Source organism: Prevotella sp. HCN-7019 (assembly GCF_037890215.1).
GTDB lineage: Bacteria > Bacteroidota > Bacteroidia > Bacteroidales > Bacteroidaceae > Prevotella.
The window spans coordinates 343,932-364,545 of the sequence record NZ_JBBKBO010000002.1 but is presented as its reverse complement, the minus strand read 5'-3'; the positions used below and the strand labels follow the sequence as shown (position 1 = coordinate 364,545).

Genomic DNA, 20,614 nt, shown 5'->3' with positions numbered 1-20,614 from the left:
CATTAACAGAACCTTATCACAAAAATATATATGGGAAATCCTAAAGCATTTCTTACCGTACCGCGTCAGGAAGCCGGTTACCGCCCTGTTCACGACAGAATAAGCGACTACGGCGAGGTGGAACAGACGTTGAACACAAGTGAACGCAAGCTGCAGGCATCACGTTGTATGGACTGTGGTGTGCCGTTCTGCCATTGGGCATGCCCGCTGGGTAACCGTCCTCCGGAGTTTCAGGACGCGCTGTACAAGGGAAAATGGAGAGAGGCTTACGAGATATTGAGTGCCACAAACGACTTTCCGGAGTTCACCGGACGCATATGTCCGGCACTCTGCGAGAAGAGTTGTGTGCTTAAACTGGCCATCGACGCGCCGGTGACTATACGCGAAGACGAGGCCGCTATAATCGAAGCGGCTTTCAGAGAGGGCTATGTGCAGCCCAAGACCTACGAGCGCAACGGCAAGAAAGTGGCCGTAGTGGGTTCAGGTCCTTCGGGACTTGCCGCAGCCAACAGGCTTAACGCCATGGGCTACGAGGTTACAGTGTTCGAGAAAGATGAATATATCGGCGGACTGTTGCGTTTCGGAATACCTAACTTCAAGCTCAACAAATCGATCATCGACCGTCGTGTGGACATAATGAAGGCCGAAGGTGTGACATTCAGCGTGAGCACTTCGATTGACGTTCAGAAACTGCCTGAAGGCTTCGATGCCTATTGTCTTTGCACTGGAACGCCGCAGGCACGCGACCTCAATATACCCGGACGCGAACTGAAAGGCATACATTTCGCTCTGGAGATGCTGTCGCAGCAGAACAGAGTGCTAGCCGGACAGACCTTCGACCGCGAACACCGTATCGACGCCAAGGGCAAGCAGGTGCTTGTTATAGGCGGCGGCGACACCGGTAGCGACTGCATCGGCACAAGCAACCGCCAGGGAGCAGTGTCGGTTACGCAGATAGAGATAATGCCGAAACCGCCTGTCGGCCATAATCCGGCTACTCCGTGGCCGCAGTGGCCGATAGTCTTGAAGACCAGCTCGAGCCACGAGGAGGGCTGCGAACGTCGCTGGTGTCTGACGTCCAACCGATTCATCGGCACGAAGAACGGCCATGTGTGCGGTGTGGAAGTTGAAGAGGTGGAGTGGATTCCGTCGCCCGACGGCGGACGTCCTACCATGAAACCCACCGGAAAGAAAGAGACAATAAAAGCCGACCTGGTGCTTCTTGCCATGGGATTCCTCAAGCCGCAGCACCCCGAATATGCCGCCAACGTGTTTGTGGCGGGTGACGCTGCCACGGGAGCAAGCCTCGTTGTGCGCTGCATAGCAGGCGGACGGAAGGCTGCGCAGGACATAGACGCTTATCTTAAAAAACAATAGACCATGTGTGGAATAACTGCCATATTCAATATAAAGGACGATGTGAACGCTCTGCGGAGAAAGGCTCTCGACATGTCGAAGAAAATAAGACACCGCGGACCGGACTGGAGCGGCATTTACTGTGGCCGTTCTGCCATACTGTGTCATGAACGGTTGTCGATTGTCGATCCGCAGAGCGGCAGACAGCCTCTATTCTCTCCCGACGGCAAACAGATACTTGCCGTGAACGGCGAGATATACAATCATCGCGACATACGCGCCCGTTATGCCGGAAAATACGAGTTCCAGACCGGCAGCGACTGCGAGGTGATCCTTGCACTCTATCGTGACAAGGGCGTGGACTTCATCGAGGAGCTGAGCGGTATATTCGCCTTCGCCCTCTATGACGAGGAAAAGGAAGAGTTTCTTATAGCCCGCGACCCGATAGGAGTGATACCTCTCTACATCGGATACGACAATGAGGGCCGCGTATATTGCGCCAGTGAATTGAAGGCTCTCGAAGGCTATTGCGACCGCTACGAGCCTTTCCTGCCGGGCCACTACTACTGGAGCCGCGAGGGAAAGATGAAACCCTGGTACAGGAGAGAGTGGACATCGTATGACAACGTGAAGAACAACTACACTCCGGCCGCCACAAACGACACTCATGTGGATGCAGGCGTAGATGCCTACAAAGTACAGGTCGATGCCCTGCGCGATGCTCTCGACAACGCCGTACGCAGACAGCTGATGAGCGATGTGCCTTACGGCGTGCTGCTTTCGGGCGGTCTTGACAGTTCGGTTATATCGGCAGTGGCAAAGAAATATGCCGCGCGCCGCATAGAGACAGACGGATGCAAAAGCGCATGGTGGCCTCAGTTGCACAGCTTTGCGGTGGGTCTGAAGGGTGCGCCCGACCTTATCAAGGCACGCGAGGTGGCCGAACACATCGGCACTGTGCACCATGAAATAAACTATACTATAGAAGAAGGACTGGACGCTGTGCGTGACGTGATATACTACATCGAGACATACGACGTAACGACGGTGCGTGCATCCACTCCCATGTATCTGCTCGCGCGTGTCATAAAGAGCATGGGCATAAAGATGGTGTTGAGCGGTGAGGGAGCCGACGAGGTGTTCGGCGGATACCTTTATTTCCATAAGGCGCCCGACGCCCGGGCCTTCCACGAGGAGACAGTGCGCAAGCTCTCCAAGCTGTATATGTACGACTGCCTGCGCGCCAACAAGTCGCTGTCGGCATGGGGAGTGGAAGGCCGTGTGCCGTTTCTCGACAAGGAGTTTCTCGATGTGGCCATGCGGCTCAATCCTTCAGTGAAGATGTGCCCCGGAAAAACCATCGAGAAGAAGATCGTGAGAGACGCTTTCGGAGACATGCTGCCCGAAAGTGTGGCTTGGCGGCAGAAGGAACAGTTCAGCGACGGAGTGGGATACAGCTGGATAGATACGCTGAAGGACATCACGTCGAAAGCTGTGACCGACGAACAGATGGCGTGTGCGGCAGAGCGTTTCCCGATAAATCCGCCGATGAACAAGGAGGAATACTACTACCGCAGCATATTCGAGGAGTATTTTCCTAGTGAGAGTGCCGCACGCAGCGTGCCCAGTGTGCCGAGCGTGGCGTGCTCCACAGCCGAGGCACTTGCATGGGACGCTTCGTTCGCCGGTTGCAATGAACCGAGCGGAAGAGCTGTGAATGGTGTGCATGAGGAGGCTTATTGAGGCCGAACCTCAGCATTTCGGTTGACAATAATTTGCAATACCGTGATAGCTGTCTGCCTTGTCTGTAGCTGTTGCCTGCCGTATGTGCCGGCACAGCTCAGACGGGGCGGACTTTTTTAATGGCCGTACTTATAGACTTTACGGATGTGGCTGGCGGCAATTATGGGCCTTCGCGCAAGGTTATGGTGCTGTGTTTGCGGCAAGAGCGTATGTCGGAGTGAGAGTGAAAACGGTTCTGCATAAATATGCAATTTGCTTAGCGCTGTGATGAATAAATATTCATCGTAACTCGAAAATACGCGCGTTTTTTCGTCCGGACATGCTTCCGGTTGCAAATACGCGAGTTTTGAGCACTTTGCGCATCCTGCTGACAGTCATGGGGTTGCACGCTTTTATGTTTCGTTGACAATCGGAACGCGCTGCGAAACGGGCCGTTTTGCACTGCATTATAGCCTGTTTCGTGTCATGATATGGTACGTTTCATGGTGTGATATAGCCTGTATTACAGTGCGAAAAAGGCCGTTTTGCACGCAGGTGGTGTGCGGACCACTCAGTGACGGACGGCATACGGATATGGAAAAGCCTTTTTTACGTTCCACACCATGCCCGTGGAGGGTGTTCCGTTTTCTATTTTGAGATTTTTTTTTGTCAAAATTTTTTACTTCCAAAGCTGTATATTTATTCATTTTTCTGGCCAGACAGGCTCTCTCGTATGGATGCGCAGGAGGGCGGAAATACGGTGTGGCAAGGCTGTGGTGTGCTTGTACGGTGGCAAAAAAATAAGTCCGGACTGTCTCACGACTGTCCGGACCTGATTATCAAATAACTAACAATGAAGGAAATTATGTTTACCTAATAAATAACAACTCTCTGTATTTAGGCAATGTCCACATCTGATCATCGACGATTAGCTCCAGTTTGTCGATGTGATAACGTATCTGTTCGAGCATCGGAGCTATGGTGTCGTGGTATGCTACGGCCTTCTCGCGTTCGTTCTCAATTCTGTTGGCCACCTTGCGTGCCTCCACCATGTCGTCCACATGCTTCTTGATGTAGGCTGTGCGTTCGGATATCTCTCTGATGAGCGAGAGGTTTTCGGCCGACAGACTGGCGGCTTCCTCGGCGTCGAACAGGCCTTTCATCTTGTACACATTGTTGATGAGCACACTCTGATACTGTGTGGCGACGGGCACGATGTGGTTCATTGCCAGGTCGCCGAGCACGCGTGCCTCTATCTGTATCTTCTTGGTGTAGGTCTCCCATTTCACTTCGTTGCGTGCCTCGAGCTCCACTTTTGTCATCACGCCTGTGGATGTGAACATCTTGATGCTGCTTTCCGACAGATAATTGTCGAATATCACAGGGCAGCTTGTTTCGCAGTCGAGACCGCGGCGTGCGGCTTCTTCTTTCCACTCTTCACTGTAACCGTTGCCGTCGAAACGTATGGGTTTGCATATCTTGATGTATTTTCTGAGCACCTGAAGAATGGCAGCCTCTTTAGAAGTGCCCTGTGCCATGATTGCATCTACATCGTGTTTGAAGTCGGCGAGCTGTTCGGCCATGGCCGTGTTGAGCGCAATCATTGCGCTGGCACAGTTGGCTTCGGAACCTACGGCGCGGAATTCGAATCGGTTACCGGTGAAGGCGAAGGGCGACGTACGGTTGCGGTCGGTGTTGTCTATGAGCAGTTCGGGTATCTGAGGTATGTCGAGCTTCATGCCGTGCTTGCCCATCAGGACACTCATGTCCTCGTCTGAGCTCACCTCGAGATGGTCGAGCACCTGGCTGAGTTGTGTGCCGAGGAACGAAGAAATGATTGCTGGCGGTGCCTCGTTTGCTCCCAGACGGTGAGCGTTTGTGGCACTCATGATGCTGGCTTTTATCAGTCCGTTGTGACGATATACGGCCATCAGTGTGTTTACTATGAATGTTATGAAGCGCAGGTTGTCCTCGGCGGTCTTTCCCGGAGCCATGAGGGCTGTGCCGTTGTCTGTTCCGAGCGACCAGTTATTGTGCTTTCCTGAGCCGTTTATGCCCTTGAACGGTTTCTCGTGGAGCAGCACTCTGAATCCGTGGGCACGTGCCACCTTGCGCATAAGCGACATGATGAGCATGTTGTGGTCCACAGCCAGATTGCATTCCTCGTATATCGGGGCAAGCTCAAACTGGTTGGGCGCCACCTCGTTGTGGCGTGTCTTCACCGGAATGCCGAGTTCGAGGGCCTGTATCTCTAGGTCTTTCATGAATGCAGCCACACGGATTGGAATTGCTCCGAAGTAGTGGTCTTCGAGCTGCTGGTTCTTCGATGCCTCGTGGCCCATGAGTGTGCGGCCTGTGAGCAGCAGGTCGGGGCGTGCTGCGTAGAGCCCTTCGTCGACGAGGAAATACTCCTGCTCCCATCCGAGATAAGAGAAAACCTTCTTCACCGAAGGGTCGAAGTAGTGGCATACGTCCACTGCTGCCTTGTTGAGAGCGCGCAGAGCCTTGAGCAGCGGAGTCTTGTAGTCGAGCGACTCGCCTGTGTATGATATGAAGATAGTAGGTATGCACAGAGTGTCGTCAACCACGAATACCGGTGACGAAGGATCCCATGCGCTGTATCCGCGAGCCTCGAACGTATTGCGTATGCCGCCGCTCGGGAACGACGATGCGTCGGGTTCCTGCTGCACAAGCAGTTTGCCGGAGAACTCCTCCATCATTCCGCCCTTGCCGTTGTGCTCCACAAAGGCGTCGTGTTTCTCAGCCGTGCCCTCCGTGAGTGGTTGGAACCAGTGTGTGTAATGGGTGGCTCCGAGCTCCATGGCCCAGCGCTTCATGCCTGCAGCCACCTGGTCGGCGATGCTTCTTTCGAGTGTTGCGCCGTTGTCTATCACATCGACAAGTTTTGCAAACACGTCACTCGAGAGATATTTGAACATCTTCTCACGGTTGAACACGTACTTTCCGAAATACTCGCTCGGTCTTTCGGTCGGTATGGCAAACTCTTTGGCTTTGGTCTGAAAAGCCTTTTCTACTACTCTGAATCTTAAACTCGACATAATTGTTGTTTTGTTTTTGGTTTTTATTGTTATTTATTTGACATTGTTGTTTCTGATGTTTCCTACAGATCGTATGCCGCTTCGCCGTGCTCATATATGTCGAGGCCTTCTTCCTCAACTCTTTTTACAACTCTTATTCCGCACACTGCGTCGACTATCTTGAATATGATGAATGTCATCACGGCGCTGAAGACAATCGATATTATGGTTGTTTCGGTCTGTATCCAAAGCTGGTGCCAGTCGCCGTAGAGAGCACCCTGCACACCGTTGCTACCCGTTACGTATCTCGTGGCGAAGACACCTGTGAGTACCGAACCTATTATTCCGCCTATGCCGTGTACGCCGAATGCGTCGAGCGCATCGTCATATCCGAATCTGGGTTTCACCACGGCCACCATGCAGAAACATACGATTGAGGTTATGAATCCTATACATACGGCGCCGAGTATGTCTGTGGTGCCTGCCGCAGGAGTTATGGCCACAAGGCCGGCTACGGCTCCTGTACATGCTCCGACGGTGGTAGGCTTCTTGTTGACAATCCAGTCCACGGTCATCCATGTCACTGCAGCCATACACGTTGCGATGTGTGTCACGAGGAAAGCGTTGGCTGCCAGTCCGTCGGCTGCCAGTCCGCTGCCGGCGTTGAAGCCGAACCATCCGAGCCATAATAGGGCAGTGCCGATGAATACGAACGGGATGTTGTGTGGTGTTATGGGCTTTCCGGGTCTGTAGTCGTTGCGTCGTCCTACGAGCAACGCCATGACGAGGGCCGATATTCCGGCGTTGATGTGCACCACAGTACCGCCGGCAAAGTCGATAGCTCCCATCTCCATAAGAAATCCTCCGCCCCATACCCAGTGGGCCATAGGCAGATATACGAATATGCTCCACAGGATGGTGAAGACGAGAAAACCGGAGAATCTGACGCGTTCGGCAAATGCTCCGAGAATGAGTGCCGGAGTTATGACGGCGAACATGCACTGGAACATGGCGAAAAGCAGTTCGGGTATGCCGCCTGTGGTCATGGTGTTGAGGTTTATTCCTTTGAGCATTGTCTTGTCAAAGCCTCCTATACCGTATTTGAAAAGACTGCCGTCGAATCCTGAACCGAATGCGAAACTGTAGCCGAAGGCAACCCATATCAGACTGATTACGGCAACTATGGTGAGGCTTTGCATTATGACGCTTAGCATGTTTTTCCTTCTTACGAGGCCGCCGTAGAAAAGGGCTATGCCCGGAATGGTCATAAGAAGAACCAGAATGGTGGCCATTATCATCCATGCAGTGTTTCCTGAATTAAGTGTTATTGTAGCTGACATCATATCGTTTGCTTCCTTTTTGTTTTTCCTTTCAATAGTTCTCTCTCCCGTTAGTTTCTATTTCTCGTGCTCGGCGTTGTAAAGCGCTATGTCGCCTCTTTCTCCTGTGCGTATCCTTATGGCGTCTTCCACAGGAATGATGAATATCCGCCCGTCGCCTATCTCGCCCGTATATGCGGCTTTCATCACGGCTTCTACTGTCTTTTCCACGTTTTTCTCTCTCACGACAATCGATATGAGGATGCGCTCGATGGAGCTTGTGTCGTAAGCCACTCCGCGATAGATACGCGCTTCACGTGTTTTTCCCACACCTCTCACTTCGTAGTATGAGAACCATTCGATGTCCGCCTCGAGCAGTGCTTCCTTCACATCGTCAAACCTGGTACGGCGGATGATCGCTTCAATTTTCTTCATAATGATGTGTCTTTTAGTGTTATATCGTTTTGTTTGGATACATCTTTGCCGGATATCCGTATGGATTGCAGACTGTGGCCTGTTGCGCAACGTATGACATCTGCTGCTGTGTCCGGTGCTGACGGAGGTCGTCTTTCACACTGGTATGCCTGTCTGTGTCTGACATACGGCAATCCTCTGTTGACGTGATAAGAAGTCTTGAATGTGGGAAACAGGATTCTTTTCCTGATAATAATGTTGGTGACATTCCGCAGGAACCATAGGTCGGGTGACAGTGTAGTGTATGGTTGTGTGATGTACCGGCGGCTGTTGATACTTCAGGTCGTTCCTGCGCATGGGCAACCTGTGCGGTTGCTATGAACGATAATAGCAGGATTATTGTGTTGTTATAAAAAATCTTCATCATACTCTAATCTTTTAAGTTATTATATGTGGTGGATTTTTCCTGAATGTATCTATGTCTTTTTGAAGCTTAAATGTCGTATATCCTGTCTTTTTGCTTCTGTATGGATGCAAAATTACTAATTAATGTAATGTAAAAGCGAATGGCGCTGACTTTTGAGAAAAATATTTTTGTGTTCTTACAGTATGGAAATTGTAAGGTTAAGAAATTGTTATTTTGTAATAAAACAGGCGGTATTTTTGATAAATTGTAATTAAGACGTATAATGAAAATCTTTTTTATAATCTGCGGTTTGCACAATATTGTCTGATGATAAGATGCTTTTTGTCGCGTGAAAAGGGCGTTTCTGCTTTACGGTTAGGGTGTTTTAAGGTTGTGTTATGGCTTTTGTTTGTTTTTCAGTGTGTGCAGGATATGCAGCCTTATGGGCATGGTGGCTATATAAAATATGCAGGATATCCTGTTTGGAGGAATATCCTGCATTTATATGATTATAATAAATGTTTGAAAGCGCAGACTATTGTCCGGTTCCGATATATTCGGAATGTATGGCAGGTGGCAGTCCGCTTTCGGTAAATTTCCATATTTTTTTAGCTTCCCATGATGTTCCGTCGGTTGCTTCCAGGTCGCTTACGTCTGTTATGAGAGTGTTGAAATCATTGTTTCCAATCTGTACGCAGTGGTCGGTTGTGCCTTGACCGGTAAGGTTTATGCCGCTTACTCCGTCGGGAAGGATTGCGTAGCATGAAATGACATAGCCGCTCGAATATCCTGTTATGGCGCCGATGCCTGATTCGGTGCCGCTTACGCTTCCTGCGAAGGTGATGTGGGTGGAATAGCATCCGTAGATATAGGCTTTGCTGGTGTAGTTGTATCCGACGATGCCACCCATCGATTCGGAAACTATGCCATCGGTTCCGACAGTGGAAAATGCAGAATAGCACGCAACGACATCGCCTCTTGAGTTATATCCGACTACGCCGCCCAGTCTGGCACTTTTGTCTGTTGAGTTGTGGGTCACCTTGATGTTGTTGGCCACGCACTGCGCTATCGTGCCGAATCCGTTCTCGCCTGCTATGCCGCCGGCCATCGATCCGGACACCGTTATTCCGTCTGTCGCACACTTGAGCAGGCGTCCGCTTGTGGTGATGCCGCCTTCCTCGGTGGTCTGTCCTACGATTCCTCCGGCACGGCTGTTTCTCTCACTTGATGAGATGATGCTGTTTCCGGTGACAGAACAGTATTCCACTTTTCCGTGACTTGTGCCGGCTATTCCTCCGGCTGCGGTGGATGCGCTCACCTTTGTGTCCGAAACAAGACACTTGTTCACCTGCACACTGTTGTTGCCGGTGATAGCTCCGGCATACTGTCCGGTGATTTCTGAATTGTTTACTTTGCAGTTTTCTATTATTCCGAGGCTCGCTCCTGCCACGGTGCCCACGTAAGTCTTTCCGCTTACATTGGCATTGGTGAAGGTCACGTCGTGCACTTTCGCACCGGCCGAAAGACCTCCGAAGAAACCTGCATTGGCATCATTGCTTACGGTAAGATTTGATATGGTCTTACCGTTGCCGTTGAAATCGCCTGCGAAACCGTTCTGCATGTCGCTTCCCAGCGGTGTCCATGTGACACCGTTCATGTCGATGTCTGCTTCAAGCACGGCTTTGCTGTTCAGACAGTCGGACTGTGCTCTCCAGCATTCCAGTCCTTCCGCATTGTAAATGTGATACACTCCGTCTATCTTGACAGCGCCACATGCGGGCACCTGGAAGGATGCCGGCTTTATTATTCCCAGGTTCAGAACACGTCCGGCGATGAGAGTGGCCTTGCTCGAACCTTTGCGCTGGAACATCATTCCTTTGTCATTGTAGAGTTTCAGGGTGAGTCCGTTGCTGAGAGTTCCCGGCAATGCAATGATGTAATAGGTGTTGCCGGTGGTGAATTCGCCCGCCAGTTCTATTTCTTTCACAGCATTCGCGTTGTCGGCTGTGACGGCCACGGGGTCGCTTGCTGCCACATCGGCCTTGACAGGACCGGCCAGCGCCTCTCCGTTGTTGCCGCTCAGACGTACGCTTCTTATGACTTCGCTTTCAGAGTCGAGTGTGAATTTCACCACAGCACACACGTTTCTGAAATACAGGTTCCTGTTTGCGTCGGCTACGGCAACCGAGGGATTGAGTCCCTGCGCAAAGCTTCCGGCTCTTGGTTCCTGCACTCCGGGCAGGGTGGTGCTTATCTGTGTGCCGCTGATTGTCGCATCCTTGTCGTACGGATACAGGGCGTAGTAGTTGCCGTCTGCCTCTGTAGCCTTGCCGGTGAAGGTTACGGCGGCTCCCCCTTGCGCTGTCGTGAACTCATTGTTCTGTCCCGTCGGGTCAAAAAGAGATATGGCGTCTCCTGCTTCCCACAGTATCTTGTTGCCTTCGGTCAGTATGCTGAAGGTCATGGCATTTGACCCTGCGGAAAACGACATCCATACTTTCTCCTGAGAAGGGCCTGCCTGCTGTTCGTCCTCAGAGCATGAAACGAACAGAGTGGAAAGGCACACCAGGCACAGCAAGTGTATAAAAAGACATTTCCTTTTCATATAATTACCATTCATAATTGTCTTCTTCCTCATCAAGGTCTTCGTGCGTGGAAGAACCTTCCGGCTGCGGGCTGGCGCATAAAAACTGCATAGTTTCCATCTTTATTATATTGCATGCAGGCGCAACATAATATTTTTTTACGGTTTTCATAATTCTTTTGTGTTTATTTAAGTGACAATGTAATATGTTGCCATCGCTTTATAAGCTTGCGGGTGAACTATTACGGAGCAAATATACATATATTTTTATAATACAGCCTTTTGATTGTCATTTATTTTCAAACCATTGATTTTTTATGGTCCCGGCAGAAATTCGGTGAGGACTTGGTTTTATTAGTAAATCATTACTGAAGTCGGTAAAGCGTCCTTACAGTTTGTGTCGGCACGGACCGTGCGGGCATCACGTGAAGGGAAATAAGTGTTGGCTCAACCGCCTGACCATCGCCGCACAACATGTGAGGGTTTCTGGTGTTTATAATAGCGCCCGATTCCGGCTTTTTAAAAGAAAACCCGGGCGGCGGACTTACAGTTTTTCTTGACTTTTTTTTGACAAAATAAATTCGGAAAATAGATGTAAAGGAATGTTAAATCCGTCGTATCAAAGCCTGTTTCGGCTTATACCGTCTTTTAATATACCCAGTCAGGTAGTCAGGAACAATCCGTATGACGTTCCGGTTATGCCCGTTTCAGCCTCCGATATGGTCCGTATCATGGTGCGATATTGCGCATATCAGGCCCTGAAACAGGCCATATCGGAGGCTGAAACGGTGCATTTCGTACGATGAAAGAATCACTGTCGGATGTAAGTTATTGGCATACAGTTGTTTGCACAAGGCTCTTATTTTTCGCGAATTTTCGTCCGAAGGAGAGTCAGCTCGCAAATTCGCGAAAAATAAACGGGGTAGAACAGAAAACTCAGACGGAAAAACCGCAACATGCTTACAATCTGAAAGAGTGCTTGCAGGGAGCATCCGGACAGAGAAGGACAGCGCTTATCCGGGACAGTAAAGGCAGGCTTACATAACGGTATCAATCCACACTGATTTTCTATCGGGGCTCTTTTTTGTCCGGTAGAACATTTTTACGGCATGAAGAAGCGTATGGTGTACGTGGGAAAACCACTGTACGGGCAGCTGACAGGCCGTTTGTGTGAAACCGGTCGGTGAAAGATGTAAATGAAAACCGAGGCATTTGCGGATGGGTGGATTGCAGATGCGTAAGGTGGTAAGCACTTTCACGTATAATAAAAAAAGACAGACCACAATCCGTTTCTGCTGTATATGCCGGATTGCGGTCTGCCGTTCATGGGGTGTATGCACCCCTCCGCTTATTTCTGAAGGGTGAGTGTGTAGTTCAGTTTTGAATCGATCGGTGCCATTTCTTTATCGAGCATCTGTATCTTACCGTCGAGTTTGCGGAAGTTCATTGTCTCTTTTCCGTCGAAGGATATGAGCTGTATGACGGTGGAATTCTTGTCAGCCTTGTCGCCTTTCAGAGTGTACTGTCTGCCGTAAACCTCATAGCTGCGGTCCTGGCCTTCCTCTGCTTCAAGATAATTGAGTGTGGCATGGAACACACCGTCGCCGCTGTGTTCCTGGTGGGATATGTTTACGGTGTATTCTATTCCCGGACACGAAGCGGCGGGAAGCGTACCTTTATAAACATCTGTCACAACTTTTCCGGCGTCAGGATTCTGTTTCAGGGAGTCGAGAACGTTGAATGGTTTCACTCCGTTCGGGTCTTCCGTCTTCACGTATGTCAGTCTGAATGTCTCGTTCTTGCCTAATATGAGAGTGTCAGCCGTATGTTTCACTATGTTGAATGTATCGTCAAACTCAATAGTCTGCCCGTTTCCGATGCTTTTTCCGCTCAGGACTATCTTTCCGTCGGCCTGTTGCCATTTCTCATAGAGCAATGTAGCCATGCCGATGGATGCGGCGCTGCCGTCCTCGTTGAGTGTCATTCCCTGTACGATGTGCGGACTTCCCGGCATTACTTCAATCCAGTTTCCTACTAAGTCTGCACCGTTGATTCCGCTTTTCGGGCCGCATGCAACCAGTGCGAGCATGGCGGCTGCTGACAAAATCTTGTTCATAATAGTTTTGGTTTGAGATGAATTGGTTTGTGAAACAGTTAATAAACTTCTGAATGAATACGTAGTCTTGTACTTGTCGCTTCGTTGTCTTCTGCTGTAACAGATATTTCTGCATGCGCGAATACAGCCGCAAATATATCGATTTTTTCAATACGCAAATATGGGTATATACTATTTTAATATGTTTTAGCACATTATGTCAAATCGGGTGTGGCGTAACAGTCATGATGCGGTGGCGCATACATGTGGCGGAGCGGGTCTTCTGAGGCAGTTGGAACATGTATGTGACGGTTGCACGTGGCCTTGGCCGTTATGTCCGGACAATGCGGTGGGGAAGTGAAAAGCAGGATGGTATGTCAGTGTAAAACACAGCTGGATCGGTGAAAAGTATGAATAATAGATGTATCTTTGCATGATGAAGGCTGCCGTATGCCGCTGCCGCGCCGGCCGGCATATGGCAACGGCCGGCACGAAAGGCCGGCAACAACAGAAAAAAGAGAAAATATGGAGAAGGAAATGACACACAGTTGCGTGGACTGCGGCACGCAGAACTGCAAGTACAAGAACCGCACTTATCCCGACTTCTGCCTCACCACCAATCTGAAAGAGGAAGACATGCAGTGGGCACTCGAACGTTACGACGAAGGACGCAACCGTGAAGTGATGGTTGCCAGTGCCGAAGTGGAGTATGAAGGTTACTGCCGATGGACACGTGTGCAGGAAATAATGGAGTTCGCCCGCAAGATAGGGGCTCACCGCATAGGCATTGCCAACTGCATAGGACTGATAAACGAGGCACGCATCTTCGCTCGCATACTCCGGGCAAACGGCTTCGAGGCCTACTCGGTGATATGCAAGGTGGCCGGCAAACCGAAGACATCGATGGGCATTCCGGCCGAGTGTGAGAGCATAGGTGCGGCGATGTGCAACCCCATACTGCAGGCGCGGCTGCTCAACGAAGCCCACACCGACCTCAATGTGGTGATTGGTCTTTGTGTGGGCCACGACAGTCTGTTCTACAAATACTCCGACGCTTACGTCACAACTCTTGTTACCAAGGACCGCGTGACGGGCAACAATCCGGCCGCCGCGCTCTATACGGCAGGTTCGTATTACAGGAAAAAGTTTTTCGGTGATAAGGAAAAATGAGCCGTGACCTTCGTGCAGGGCGACAATTATCGTCCCGCACGAAGGCCGCAGCGTTTACTTCAAAGCCTTGCCGTCGGAGAAAGCGTTGCCTGCTTTCTCGCCAAGGGCAATATAGTTGTGGTGTATCGGGTCGTAGGTGATGGGTTTCAGCTTGAATACATCAATCTTTCCGTCGTCGCCAATCACCGCCTCGTCGGCCGAGATGTTCACTATACGGCCCGTCATGTAGCAGCTCTCTTTGTCGTAGGTCAGCAGTTCGCACTCCAACGTCATGGGCAGTTCGGCTATCAGTGGAGCGTTGACAAAGTCGGACTTAACGGCGTGGAAGCCTGCCTTTGCAAACTTGTCGGGCTCCTTGTTGCCCGAAACTATGCCCACGTAGTCGCACTGCGCCACGGTGTCGGCCGTGCCCATGCTTACCGTGAATGCCTTTGTGGCGAGAATGTTCTGTGTTGTCTTGTGGCCCCTCCGACAGGCACAGACCTATTGTGTCGTCGGTGTTGATGCCTCCCCATGCGGCGTTCATCACGTTCGGGCGGCCTTCCTCGTCGTAAGCCGCTACGATGAATACGGGCATGGGATAGAGCCATGTCTTTGTTCCGAAGTTCTTTCTCATGATTTGTTCTGTTTTATTCTGATTGTTCTTTGCGCCCCGCCGCGTCTGGTTTTCTTCAGAAGGGTGGGCGGGTATCGTTGTTTTGTTTATCCGTTATCGTGTTTTTGGTCGTTGCTCACGGCCACTTTTATCACCCCGTCCAGCCGGTTCTCGAACACGCGGTAGGCCTCCTCTATCTGCGACAGGCCGAAACGGTGGGTGATGAGCGGTGTTGTGTCTATCTTGCCCTCGGCTATGAGGCGCAGTATCTCCTCGCAGTCGCAGCCGTCAACGCCGCCTGTCTTGAACGTGAGATTCTTGCCGTACATGTCGGGCAGGGGCAGAGTCTGCGGACGGTCGTACAGGGCCACCACCGTAACAATGGCGTTGGGACGCGCGCACTGCCACGCAAGGTGGAACGTGTCGTCGGCCCCCGCCACCTCAATCACCACGTCTGCACCGCCATGGCTGCTGTTCTTTCTGACAAACTCCAGGCAATCGTCCGGTCCGGTGACGAGCACGTCGGGATAGTGACTGCGCACGAATGCCGCACGCTCTTCCGACTTCTCACACACGATGATGCGCCGCGGTGTCTTCAGCATGACGCACAACAGGGTGCAGATGCCCGTCGGTCCGGCACCGATTATGAGCACCGTGTCGTCCGGAGTTATCTCCGATATGCGCGCGGCCCAGAATCCTGTGGCGAGAATGTCGCCCGTGAAGAGAGCCTGTTCGTCGCTCACGCCGTCGGGTATTCGGTTCAGTCCCTGGTCAGCGTGCGGCACACGAACATACTCCGCCTGCCCTCCGTCGATGCGACATCCCAGAGCCCATCCTCCGTCGGGGTCCTCGCAGTTGTTCACATAGCCCTTGCGGCAGAAGAAACATTCGCCGCAGTAGGTCTCCACGTTCACCGTCACGCGGTCGCCCGGTTTCACGTTCCTCACCTCCTCGCCGGTCTTTTCCACTATGCCCACCATCTCGTGGCCCACGGTTATGCCCGGTACAGCCCGCGGCACACTGCCGTGTTTGATGTGCAGGTCGCTCGTGCAGATGCTTCCAAGCGTCACGCGCACAATGGCGTCGCGAGGATCTTTCAGTTCGGGCACGGGTTTCTCTCTCATTTCGAAGTGCCCTTTCTCGATGTAAGTATATGCCAACATGATATATTTCTCCTTTCTTTATATATGCAATATTATAATGTCAGTGCAGCGGAATCATTCCACCACCTCTATGAGAAAGCTGACCGGGCGGAATCCGTCGTTGCACGATATCATGGCCGAATGCTTGTTTTTCATCCATCCGTCGTAGAAGTCGCCGCCTCCGTGAGCCAGAGCCATGACGAAGGGCGACATGCTCTGCCACGCGCTCTCGCACAGTCCTTCGGGTTTCTGCCATCCTTCGGCTATGAACACCTGGCCTTCCTCCATGTCGCAGGCGTGCTCTATAGGGTTTTCATATCGCTCCATGAGGTCGCGGTGGCACACCTTTCTCATCACAGTTATTCTTATCTGTTTCATTGTCTTTTGCGTTGTTGGTTTATGGTTCCTATGGCGCGCGGTGCAGACTATTGCAGTTCGCCTCTGCCGTCGCCGCGGCCGAGTCCGTCGTCGTAGGTCCATCCGCAGTCGTCGTGATATATCATCAGCCGGCTCATGCCGCCGTCCACCGTTATGTTCTCGCCGTTGATGAACGAGTTGCGCGGGTCGCACAGAAACTCAACTACACGTGCTATGTCGCCGGGTTCGCCCACACGGCCCGACGGATGCTGCGCCGTGTCGCCGTGACTGTATTGCGGTGCGTAGCTGTCGGAGTGCCATGCGCCGGTGTCTATCCATCCCGGAGCAATGGAGTTCACTCTCGCCACGCCCGCAAGGCTAACCGACAAACCGTGCGTGAGTGCTGTTATGCCGCCCTTGGCTGCCGTGTAGCTCTCTGTGTCGGCCTGCGACTGGAACGCCCGTGTGGACGATATGTTGACTATGGAGCCGAGTCCCTGAAAATGGTTCTTGAACAGACAGGCGAGCCAATAGGGTGCTGCCACACCCACACGCTGTACATACATGAAGTCGTCGTAGGAGCATCCGCTCAGCACTCCGCCCTTCATCAGGCACGCGTTGTTGATGAGGCAGTGTATGCCTTCGGGGTGTTTGTCGAGCACCATGGCGGCGAACTTCTCCAGTTCCTCCTTCTCTGCCACGTCGCCTGCGTATCCGCAGACGTCCCAACCGCGGCTGCGCATTCTTGCGGTCTGTGTCTCTGTGGCTTCGCGGTCGGCGTCGATGAAAAACACTGTGTCGCCTTTCGATGCGAAAAGTTCGGTTATGCAGCGTCCGATGCCGTTGGCGCCGCCGGTCACAACTATTATTCTGTTCATATTGTTTCTATTTATTTTCCTCTATGTATTGTCGGTTTATTATCTCGTATATGGTCTGATAGAAGTCGGGCGACGTCTCCTTCTCGAGAAAAGGAGAGTGTCCGCATTGCGACAGATGGTGGAGTCTGTAGTTTATGCCGGCTTCGTCGAGTGGTTCAATGACACCCTGCAGCGGATGCGGATCCTTGTCGCCATGTATTATGTCCACCTCGCAACTTATTTCATGGAGCATACGTTTCAGTTCTCCCCGTTCGCGCATGGCTGACGATTCTGTCCATACGGCGTTGTACATCCTGCTGTCGAAGTCCGTTTCTTTGTGGTTTATCAGACAGTGGTTGTCCGTTATTTCAGTGTATCTTTTCAGTTCGCACACGGTCTGTCTGTCAGGATGAGCGTCAAGTCCGGACAGTATGAGGGCGAAACGCTCTCTGTCTGCCCCCTCTAGACGGCGCAGTCTGTTTGTGGTTATCAAAGGTACGTATTTTTCCTCAAACGGCGGACAGCCTATGAGTATGAGCCTTTTCACTTTCGCTATGTGTTCGGCCGCCACCATGACAGAAAGCCATGCACCCCACGAATGGCCTATGAGCGTCAGACTGTCGGCCTCATTCCGGTCAATCTGCTGCATGAGTTCGCGCTTCAGTCCGTCGACAGTGTATTCGGTCTGCCTGCATTCTGTCGTGCATACCAAGCCGGACAGGCGTTCAGCCATCGCGTGCAGGCTGCCTGTGGCTCCCGGTCCGCCGTGCACGAGTAGTACGTGTCTCTTTATGCTGTTGTCTGTGTAGGGTAGTGTCATGAGTGTTGTTATGTTGGTTCTGTCAGTGTCCGGTATTCCACAAATCCGCTTTATGCGGAGAGCATTGTCCTGTTGCGGTTCTTCACAAGGATATGTCTTCGTTCTCCAAAGATAGTACATATTTGTCAATATGTGTCTGCCGGAAATGAAAAACCGGCTTTGGCGTACGATTATTTAACACGCACCTGCTGTCGTCCGTGGTGTTTATGCCGGCAGATAGTATCTTTGGACTGCGCATTTGTTTGCAAATTTCTGTTAACATCCGTTTGCATTCGGGGTGTGGAATTTAACATTCCGTTTTCCGGATTACAGGGGATTTTCCTACACCTGATGCTCTCCGGAAAGCCTGTTCAGGACATTCCACGAACCGTCACAGTGCTGACGGTCTTGCGAAAAAGCCCGTTTTGCACTCTGATATTAACTGTTTCAGGGCCTGATATGCACCATATCACCACCCCAAACGGCCCGTTTCGGAGTGCAATAAAGGCTGTTTTGCATGACGAAGAAAATACAGTTGGAATTTTATTGGTTGTAAGCATCTGTCTGACAGTGATTTATAGAGACTCTTCATTTTTGCGATTTTCCGAACAAAATCCTGTTGCAAATGATTTTACACGGATTTTGCGTGATTTTCACGATGAAAATTTAACGTTTCCGGCAGCGCTTTTTGTTTTTTTATATATCTGCGCGTTCAACATACAGGTCTGCGTGGATATGGTCTGACAGCGGCTTATGGAAGGGAAGCGGTGCACAATATTCCGTAATCATAAGACCGGATGCAGCTTGTCGCACGCATGCCACAGAGTGGCGACTGATGCAGGAGTCAATGGTGTTACGGGTGAGGAAAATCGGCTGACGAAGCGGTAAAATTGCTCCATTTTATGCTAATTAGTTAAATATTTGACTAATTTTGGGAAAAAAGATGTAATTTTGCACGCGCTAAAAGAATTATGGATAATGACAGAATAGAGGAAAGCCGTAATACATCCTCGCGTGATTGTATATTGCAGCTTATCCGTACGCGTATGGCTTCGCGCCAGGCCATGCAGAGATTATTGAGAAATACCGGCGCAGGGATAACGTTTGAGATGCTTCAGATAATGAGCTGTCTTTGGGACGAACAGGGGATAACACAACAGACTCTTGCCGCGCGCACATCGAAGGACAAAGCCTGTCTCACAGGGCTGATGCTCAATCTTGAGCGCAAGGGTTATGTGTGCCGGCGCGAGGATCCGGCCGACCGCCGCAACAAGCTCGTGTATCTCACAGAGGAGGGCGAGGCTTTCCACAGATGGATAGCGCCGCAGCTCAAGGCTTATTACAGCCGCATCGACCGTGTGTTCGGCGAGGACCGGCTGAAACAGGTAGAAACATTGTTAAAGGATTTACAGAATGCCATTGAGTCGTATTAACAACATCTTTTTGTCGCTTGGCGTCGCGTTGCTGGCGCATGGCGGCATATATGCCCAGAGCGACACTCTGCGTCTTGGTCTGCAGCAGCTTTTTGAGCGTGCGTCGGCCAGTCATCTGCAGGTGGCTGCCGACCGGATAAAGGAGCAGATGGCTTCCGACAGGGCTGCCACGGCACGCACCGCACGTCTGCCGGAGATTACGACAGGGCTGCGCGGAGGATTTCTCGGACAGCCCATAGTGTGGAAGAACGGGCTTGACAATGCCACCAGACCGGAGTCGCCCGACTGGCAGCAGAATTACACAATAGACTTTACGCAGCCGGTATATCAGGGAGGAAAGATAAAGTATGCCATACGCAAGGCTGACATAGAGCAGGACATAGCAAAGCTGCAGACCGCTACGGACCTGTCGGACATCAGGCTCGGACTGCTGGAACAGTATCTTGAGCTTTTCAGTCTCTACAAGCAGCGGCAGGTGTTGTACCGTAAGATAGAGGAGTCTGAACACAGACTCAAGGACATAAGGCGGCTGAAGGATGAGGGCGTGATAACAAACAACGACGTACTGCGCAGTGAGATGCAGCTCACCAACGACCGTCTTGCACTGACAGAGAGCTGCAACAGCATACGCATAGTGTCACAGCGGCTCGACATTTTGCTCGGTCTTGACGAGGGGCTGACGCTAATGCCCGATACGTCTTTGCTCGATGGTAATTACTCAGTGGAGGGATATGCCGACTATGTGGAGCGTGCCTGCATGTACAATCCGTCGCTGCGGCTTCTGCAAAAGGAGACGGAACTGGCTGAGAACAATGTACGTCTGACACGTGCCGACCAGCTGCCGCGACTCTCGCTCACGGCATCAAACACGCTGGCGCGTCCGGTATCGCGTACGCTGGCCGACATGTATAACAACAGTTGGAACATCGGACTGTCCTTCTCTTTCTCGCTTTCGTCGCTTTACAACAACCGTCACCGTATGGACGAGGCGCGCAGAAACGTGGGGCTCATGCGCAATGCCGAGGAGCAGCAACGGCAGAACGTACGCATGGCTGTGCAGACGGCGCTGCTCAGACACCGCGAAGCGGCCGGACGGGTGGAGGCGCTGGAACTGTCGGTGAGGCAGGCTGAGGAGAACTACCGCATCATGCGCAACCGCTACATGAACCAGCTGGCCATACTCACCGACCTGCTCGATGCAGACAATCTCAGGCTGAATGCCGAGCTGCAACTTACCACTGCCCGTACGCGTGTGGTGTATACATATTATGAATTACAGCGGGCTGCAGGAACATTGTAGGCCGTAAGTCATCTGTTTTTAACAATA

At 51.5% G+C, this 20,614-nt stretch carries 17 protein-coding genes and 1 pseudogene; 6 read left to right on the top strand and 12 right to left on the bottom strand.

Annotation, left to right across the window (positions count from 1 at the left end; all coding sequences use genetic code 11):
- Positions 1 to 30: 30 nt before the first annotated feature.
- On the top strand, positions 31 to 1,377 hold the full coding sequence (locus WKT13_RS04490) for a glutamate synthase subunit beta (protein WP_340323002.1): 1,347 nt from the start codon (positions 31 to 33) through the stop codon (positions 1,375 to 1,377).
- 3 nt (positions 1,378 to 1,380) lie between these two features.
- Entirely contained in the window at positions 1,381 to 3,099 is a 1,719-nt protein-coding gene (gene asnB, locus WKT13_RS04485; protein ID WP_340323001.1) for an asparagine synthase B, read from the top strand.
- Between the two features lie 848 nt (positions 3,100 to 3,947).
- Here the strand turns inward: asnB and WKT13_RS04480 are convergent.
- From WKT13_RS04480 to WKT13_RS04450, 7 genes are all read right to left on the bottom strand, one after another.
- Complete coding sequence (locus WKT13_RS04480; protein WP_298620553.1) at positions 3,948 to 6,137, bottom strand: glutamine synthetase III family protein; 2,190 nt, start codon at positions 6,135 to 6,137, stop codon at positions 3,948 to 3,950.
- A gap of 62 nt (positions 6,138 to 6,199) precedes the next feature.
- The gene (locus WKT13_RS04475) at positions 6,200 to 7,456 is read right to left on the bottom strand and encodes an ammonium transporter (protein ID WP_298620588.1); all 1,257 of its coding nucleotides are present in this window, start codon (positions 7,454 to 7,456) and stop codon (positions 6,200 to 6,202) included.
- 57 nt (positions 7,457 to 7,513) lie between these two features.
- The gene (locus WKT13_RS04470; RefSeq protein ID WP_340323000.1) at positions 7,514 to 7,870 is read right to left on the bottom strand and encodes a P-II family nitrogen regulator; all 357 of its coding nucleotides are present in this window, start codon (positions 7,868 to 7,870) and stop codon (positions 7,514 to 7,516) included.
- 19 nt (positions 7,871 to 7,889) lie between these two features.
- Complete coding sequence (locus WKT13_RS04465; RefSeq protein ID WP_340322999.1) at positions 7,890 to 8,276, bottom strand: hypothetical protein; 387 nt, start codon at positions 8,274 to 8,276, stop codon at positions 7,890 to 7,892.
- Positions 8,277 to 8,790: 514 nt separating this feature from the next.
- On the bottom strand, positions 8,791 to 10,860 hold the full coding sequence (locus WKT13_RS04460) for a fimbrillin family protein (protein WP_340322998.1): 2,070 nt from the start codon (positions 10,858 to 10,860) through the stop codon (positions 8,791 to 8,793).
- A 4-nt stretch (positions 10,861 to 10,864) separates the two neighbouring features.
- On the bottom strand, positions 10,865 to 11,011 hold the full coding sequence (locus tag WKT13_RS04455; RefSeq protein WP_294460069.1) for a hypothetical protein: 147 nt from the start codon (positions 11,009 to 11,011) through the stop codon (positions 10,865 to 10,867).
- Between the two features lie 1,176 nt (positions 11,012 to 12,187).
- The gene (locus WKT13_RS04450; RefSeq protein ID WP_340322997.1) at positions 12,188 to 12,955 is read right to left on the bottom strand and encodes a lipocalin family protein; all 768 of its coding nucleotides are present in this window, start codon (positions 12,953 to 12,955) and stop codon (positions 12,188 to 12,190) included.
- A 504-nt stretch (positions 12,956 to 13,459) separates the two neighbouring features.
- Between WKT13_RS04450 and WKT13_RS04445 the strand changes: the two genes are divergently transcribed.
- Complete coding sequence (locus WKT13_RS04445; protein WP_294460075.1) at positions 13,460 to 14,104, top strand: DUF1847 domain-containing protein; 645 nt, start codon at positions 13,460 to 13,462, stop codon at positions 14,102 to 14,104.
- 54 nt (positions 14,105 to 14,158) lie between these two features.
- On the opposite strand, the pseudogene WKT13_RS04440 reads toward WKT13_RS04445, so the two are convergent.
- The 5 genes and pseudogenes from WKT13_RS04440 to WKT13_RS04420 form a co-directional block, all read right to left on the bottom strand.
- Positions 14,159 to 14,720, bottom strand: a pseudogene (locus WKT13_RS04440) (flavin reductase family protein).
- A gap of 86 nt (positions 14,721 to 14,806) precedes the next feature.
- Entirely contained in the window at positions 14,807 to 15,862 is a 1,056-nt protein-coding gene (locus WKT13_RS04435) for an alcohol dehydrogenase (protein WP_340322996.1), read from the bottom strand.
- Between the two features lie 54 nt (positions 15,863 to 15,916).
- The gene (locus WKT13_RS04430) at positions 15,917 to 16,219 is read right to left on the bottom strand and encodes a TIGR04076 family protein (RefSeq protein ID WP_294460080.1); all 303 of its coding nucleotides are present in this window, start codon (positions 16,217 to 16,219) and stop codon (positions 15,917 to 15,919) included.
- Positions 16,220 to 16,266: 47 nt separating this feature from the next.
- Entirely contained in the window at positions 16,267 to 17,076 is an 810-nt protein-coding gene (locus tag WKT13_RS04425) for an SDR family oxidoreductase (RefSeq protein ID WP_340322995.1), read from the bottom strand.
- 7 nt (positions 17,077 to 17,083) lie between these two features.
- Positions 17,084 to 17,995 (bottom strand): alpha/beta fold hydrolase, encoded by a 912-nt coding sequence (locus WKT13_RS04420; protein WP_340322994.1) that lies wholly within the window; start codon positions 17,993 to 17,995, stop codon positions 17,084 to 17,086.
- 159 nt (positions 17,996 to 18,154) lie between these two features.
- Between WKT13_RS04420 and WKT13_RS04415 the strand changes: the two genes are divergently transcribed.
- From WKT13_RS04415 to WKT13_RS04405, 3 genes are all read left to right on the top strand, one after another.
- Positions 18,155 to 18,598, top strand: coding sequence for a hypothetical protein (locus WKT13_RS04415; protein ID WP_340322993.1), 444 nt, complete (start codon positions 18,155 to 18,157; stop codon positions 18,596 to 18,598).
- A 227-nt stretch (positions 18,599 to 18,825) separates the two neighbouring features.
- Positions 18,826 to 19,287 (top strand): MarR family winged helix-turn-helix transcriptional regulator, encoded by a 462-nt coding sequence (locus WKT13_RS04410; RefSeq protein ID WP_298618244.1) that lies wholly within the window; start codon positions 18,826 to 18,828, stop codon positions 19,285 to 19,287.
- Positions 19,268 to 20,587, top strand: a complete 1,320-nt coding sequence (locus WKT13_RS04405) for a TolC family protein (protein ID WP_340322992.1) — start codon at positions 19,268 to 19,270, stop codon at positions 20,585 to 20,587. Before WKT13_RS04410 ends, WKT13_RS04405 begins: the two co-directional genes overlap by 20 nt.
- Positions 20,588 to 20,614: the final 27 nt, after the last annotated feature.

What these genes read in the sequence shown, in the direction of transcription:
- WKT13_RS04445 (WP_294460075.1), top strand. Translation starts at nt 13,460, where the DNA reads ATGGAGAAGGAAATGACACACAGTTGCGTGGACTGCGGCACGCAGAAC.
- WKT13_RS04435 (WP_340322996.1), bottom strand. Translation starts at nt 15,862, where the DNA reads ATGTTGGCATATACTTACATCGAGAAAGGGCACTTCGAAATGAGAGAG.
- WKT13_RS04465 (WP_340322999.1), bottom strand. Translation starts at nt 8,276, where the DNA reads ATGATGAAGATTTTTTATAACAACACAATAATCCTGCTATTATCGTTC.
- WKT13_RS04460 (WP_340322998.1), bottom strand. Translation starts at nt 10,860, where the DNA reads ATGAAAAGGAAATGTCTTTTTATACACTTGCTGTGCCTGGTGTGCCTT.
- WKT13_RS04410 (WP_298618244.1), top strand. Translation starts at nt 18,826, where the DNA reads ATGGATAATGACAGAATAGAGGAAAGCCGTAATACATCCTCGCGTGAT.
- asnB (WP_340323001.1), top strand. Translation starts at nt 1,381, where the DNA reads ATGTGTGGAATAACTGCCATATTCAATATAAAGGACGATGTGAACGCT.
- WKT13_RS04475 (WP_298620588.1), bottom strand. Translation starts at nt 7,456, where the DNA reads ATGTCAGCTACAATAACACTTAATTCAGGAAACACTGCATGGATGATA.
- WKT13_RS04420 (WP_340322994.1), bottom strand. Translation starts at nt 17,995, where the DNA reads ATGTACTATCTTTGGAGAACGAAGACATATCCTTGTGAAGAACCGCAA.
- WKT13_RS04455 (WP_294460069.1), bottom strand. Translation starts at nt 11,011, where the DNA reads ATGAAAACCGTAAAAAAATATTATGTTGCGCCTGCATGCAATATAATA.
- WKT13_RS04450 (WP_340322997.1), bottom strand. Translation starts at nt 12,955, where the DNA reads ATGAACAAGATTTTGTCAGCAGCCGCCATGCTCGCACTGGTTGCATGC.
- WKT13_RS04490 (WP_340323002.1), top strand. Translation starts at nt 31, where the DNA reads ATGGGAAATCCTAAAGCATTTCTTACCGTACCGCGTCAGGAAGCCGGT.
- WKT13_RS04425 (WP_340322995.1), bottom strand. Translation starts at nt 17,076, where the DNA reads ATGAACAGAATAATAGTTGTGACCGGCGGCGCCAACGGCATCGGACGC.
- WKT13_RS04430 (WP_294460080.1), bottom strand. Translation starts at nt 16,219, where the DNA reads ATGAAACAGATAAGAATAACTGTGATGAGAAAGGTGTGCCACCGCGAC.
- WKT13_RS04470 (WP_340323000.1), bottom strand. Translation starts at nt 7,870, where the DNA reads ATGAAGAAAATTGAAGCGATCATCCGCCGTACCAGGTTTGACGATGTG.
- WKT13_RS04480 (WP_298620553.1), bottom strand. Translation starts at nt 6,137, where the DNA reads ATGTCGAGTTTAAGATTCAGAGTAGTAGAAAAGGCTTTTCAGACCAAA.
- WKT13_RS04405 (WP_340322992.1), top strand. Translation starts at nt 19,268, where the DNA reads ATGCCATTGAGTCGTATTAACAACATCTTTTTGTCGCTTGGCGTCGCG.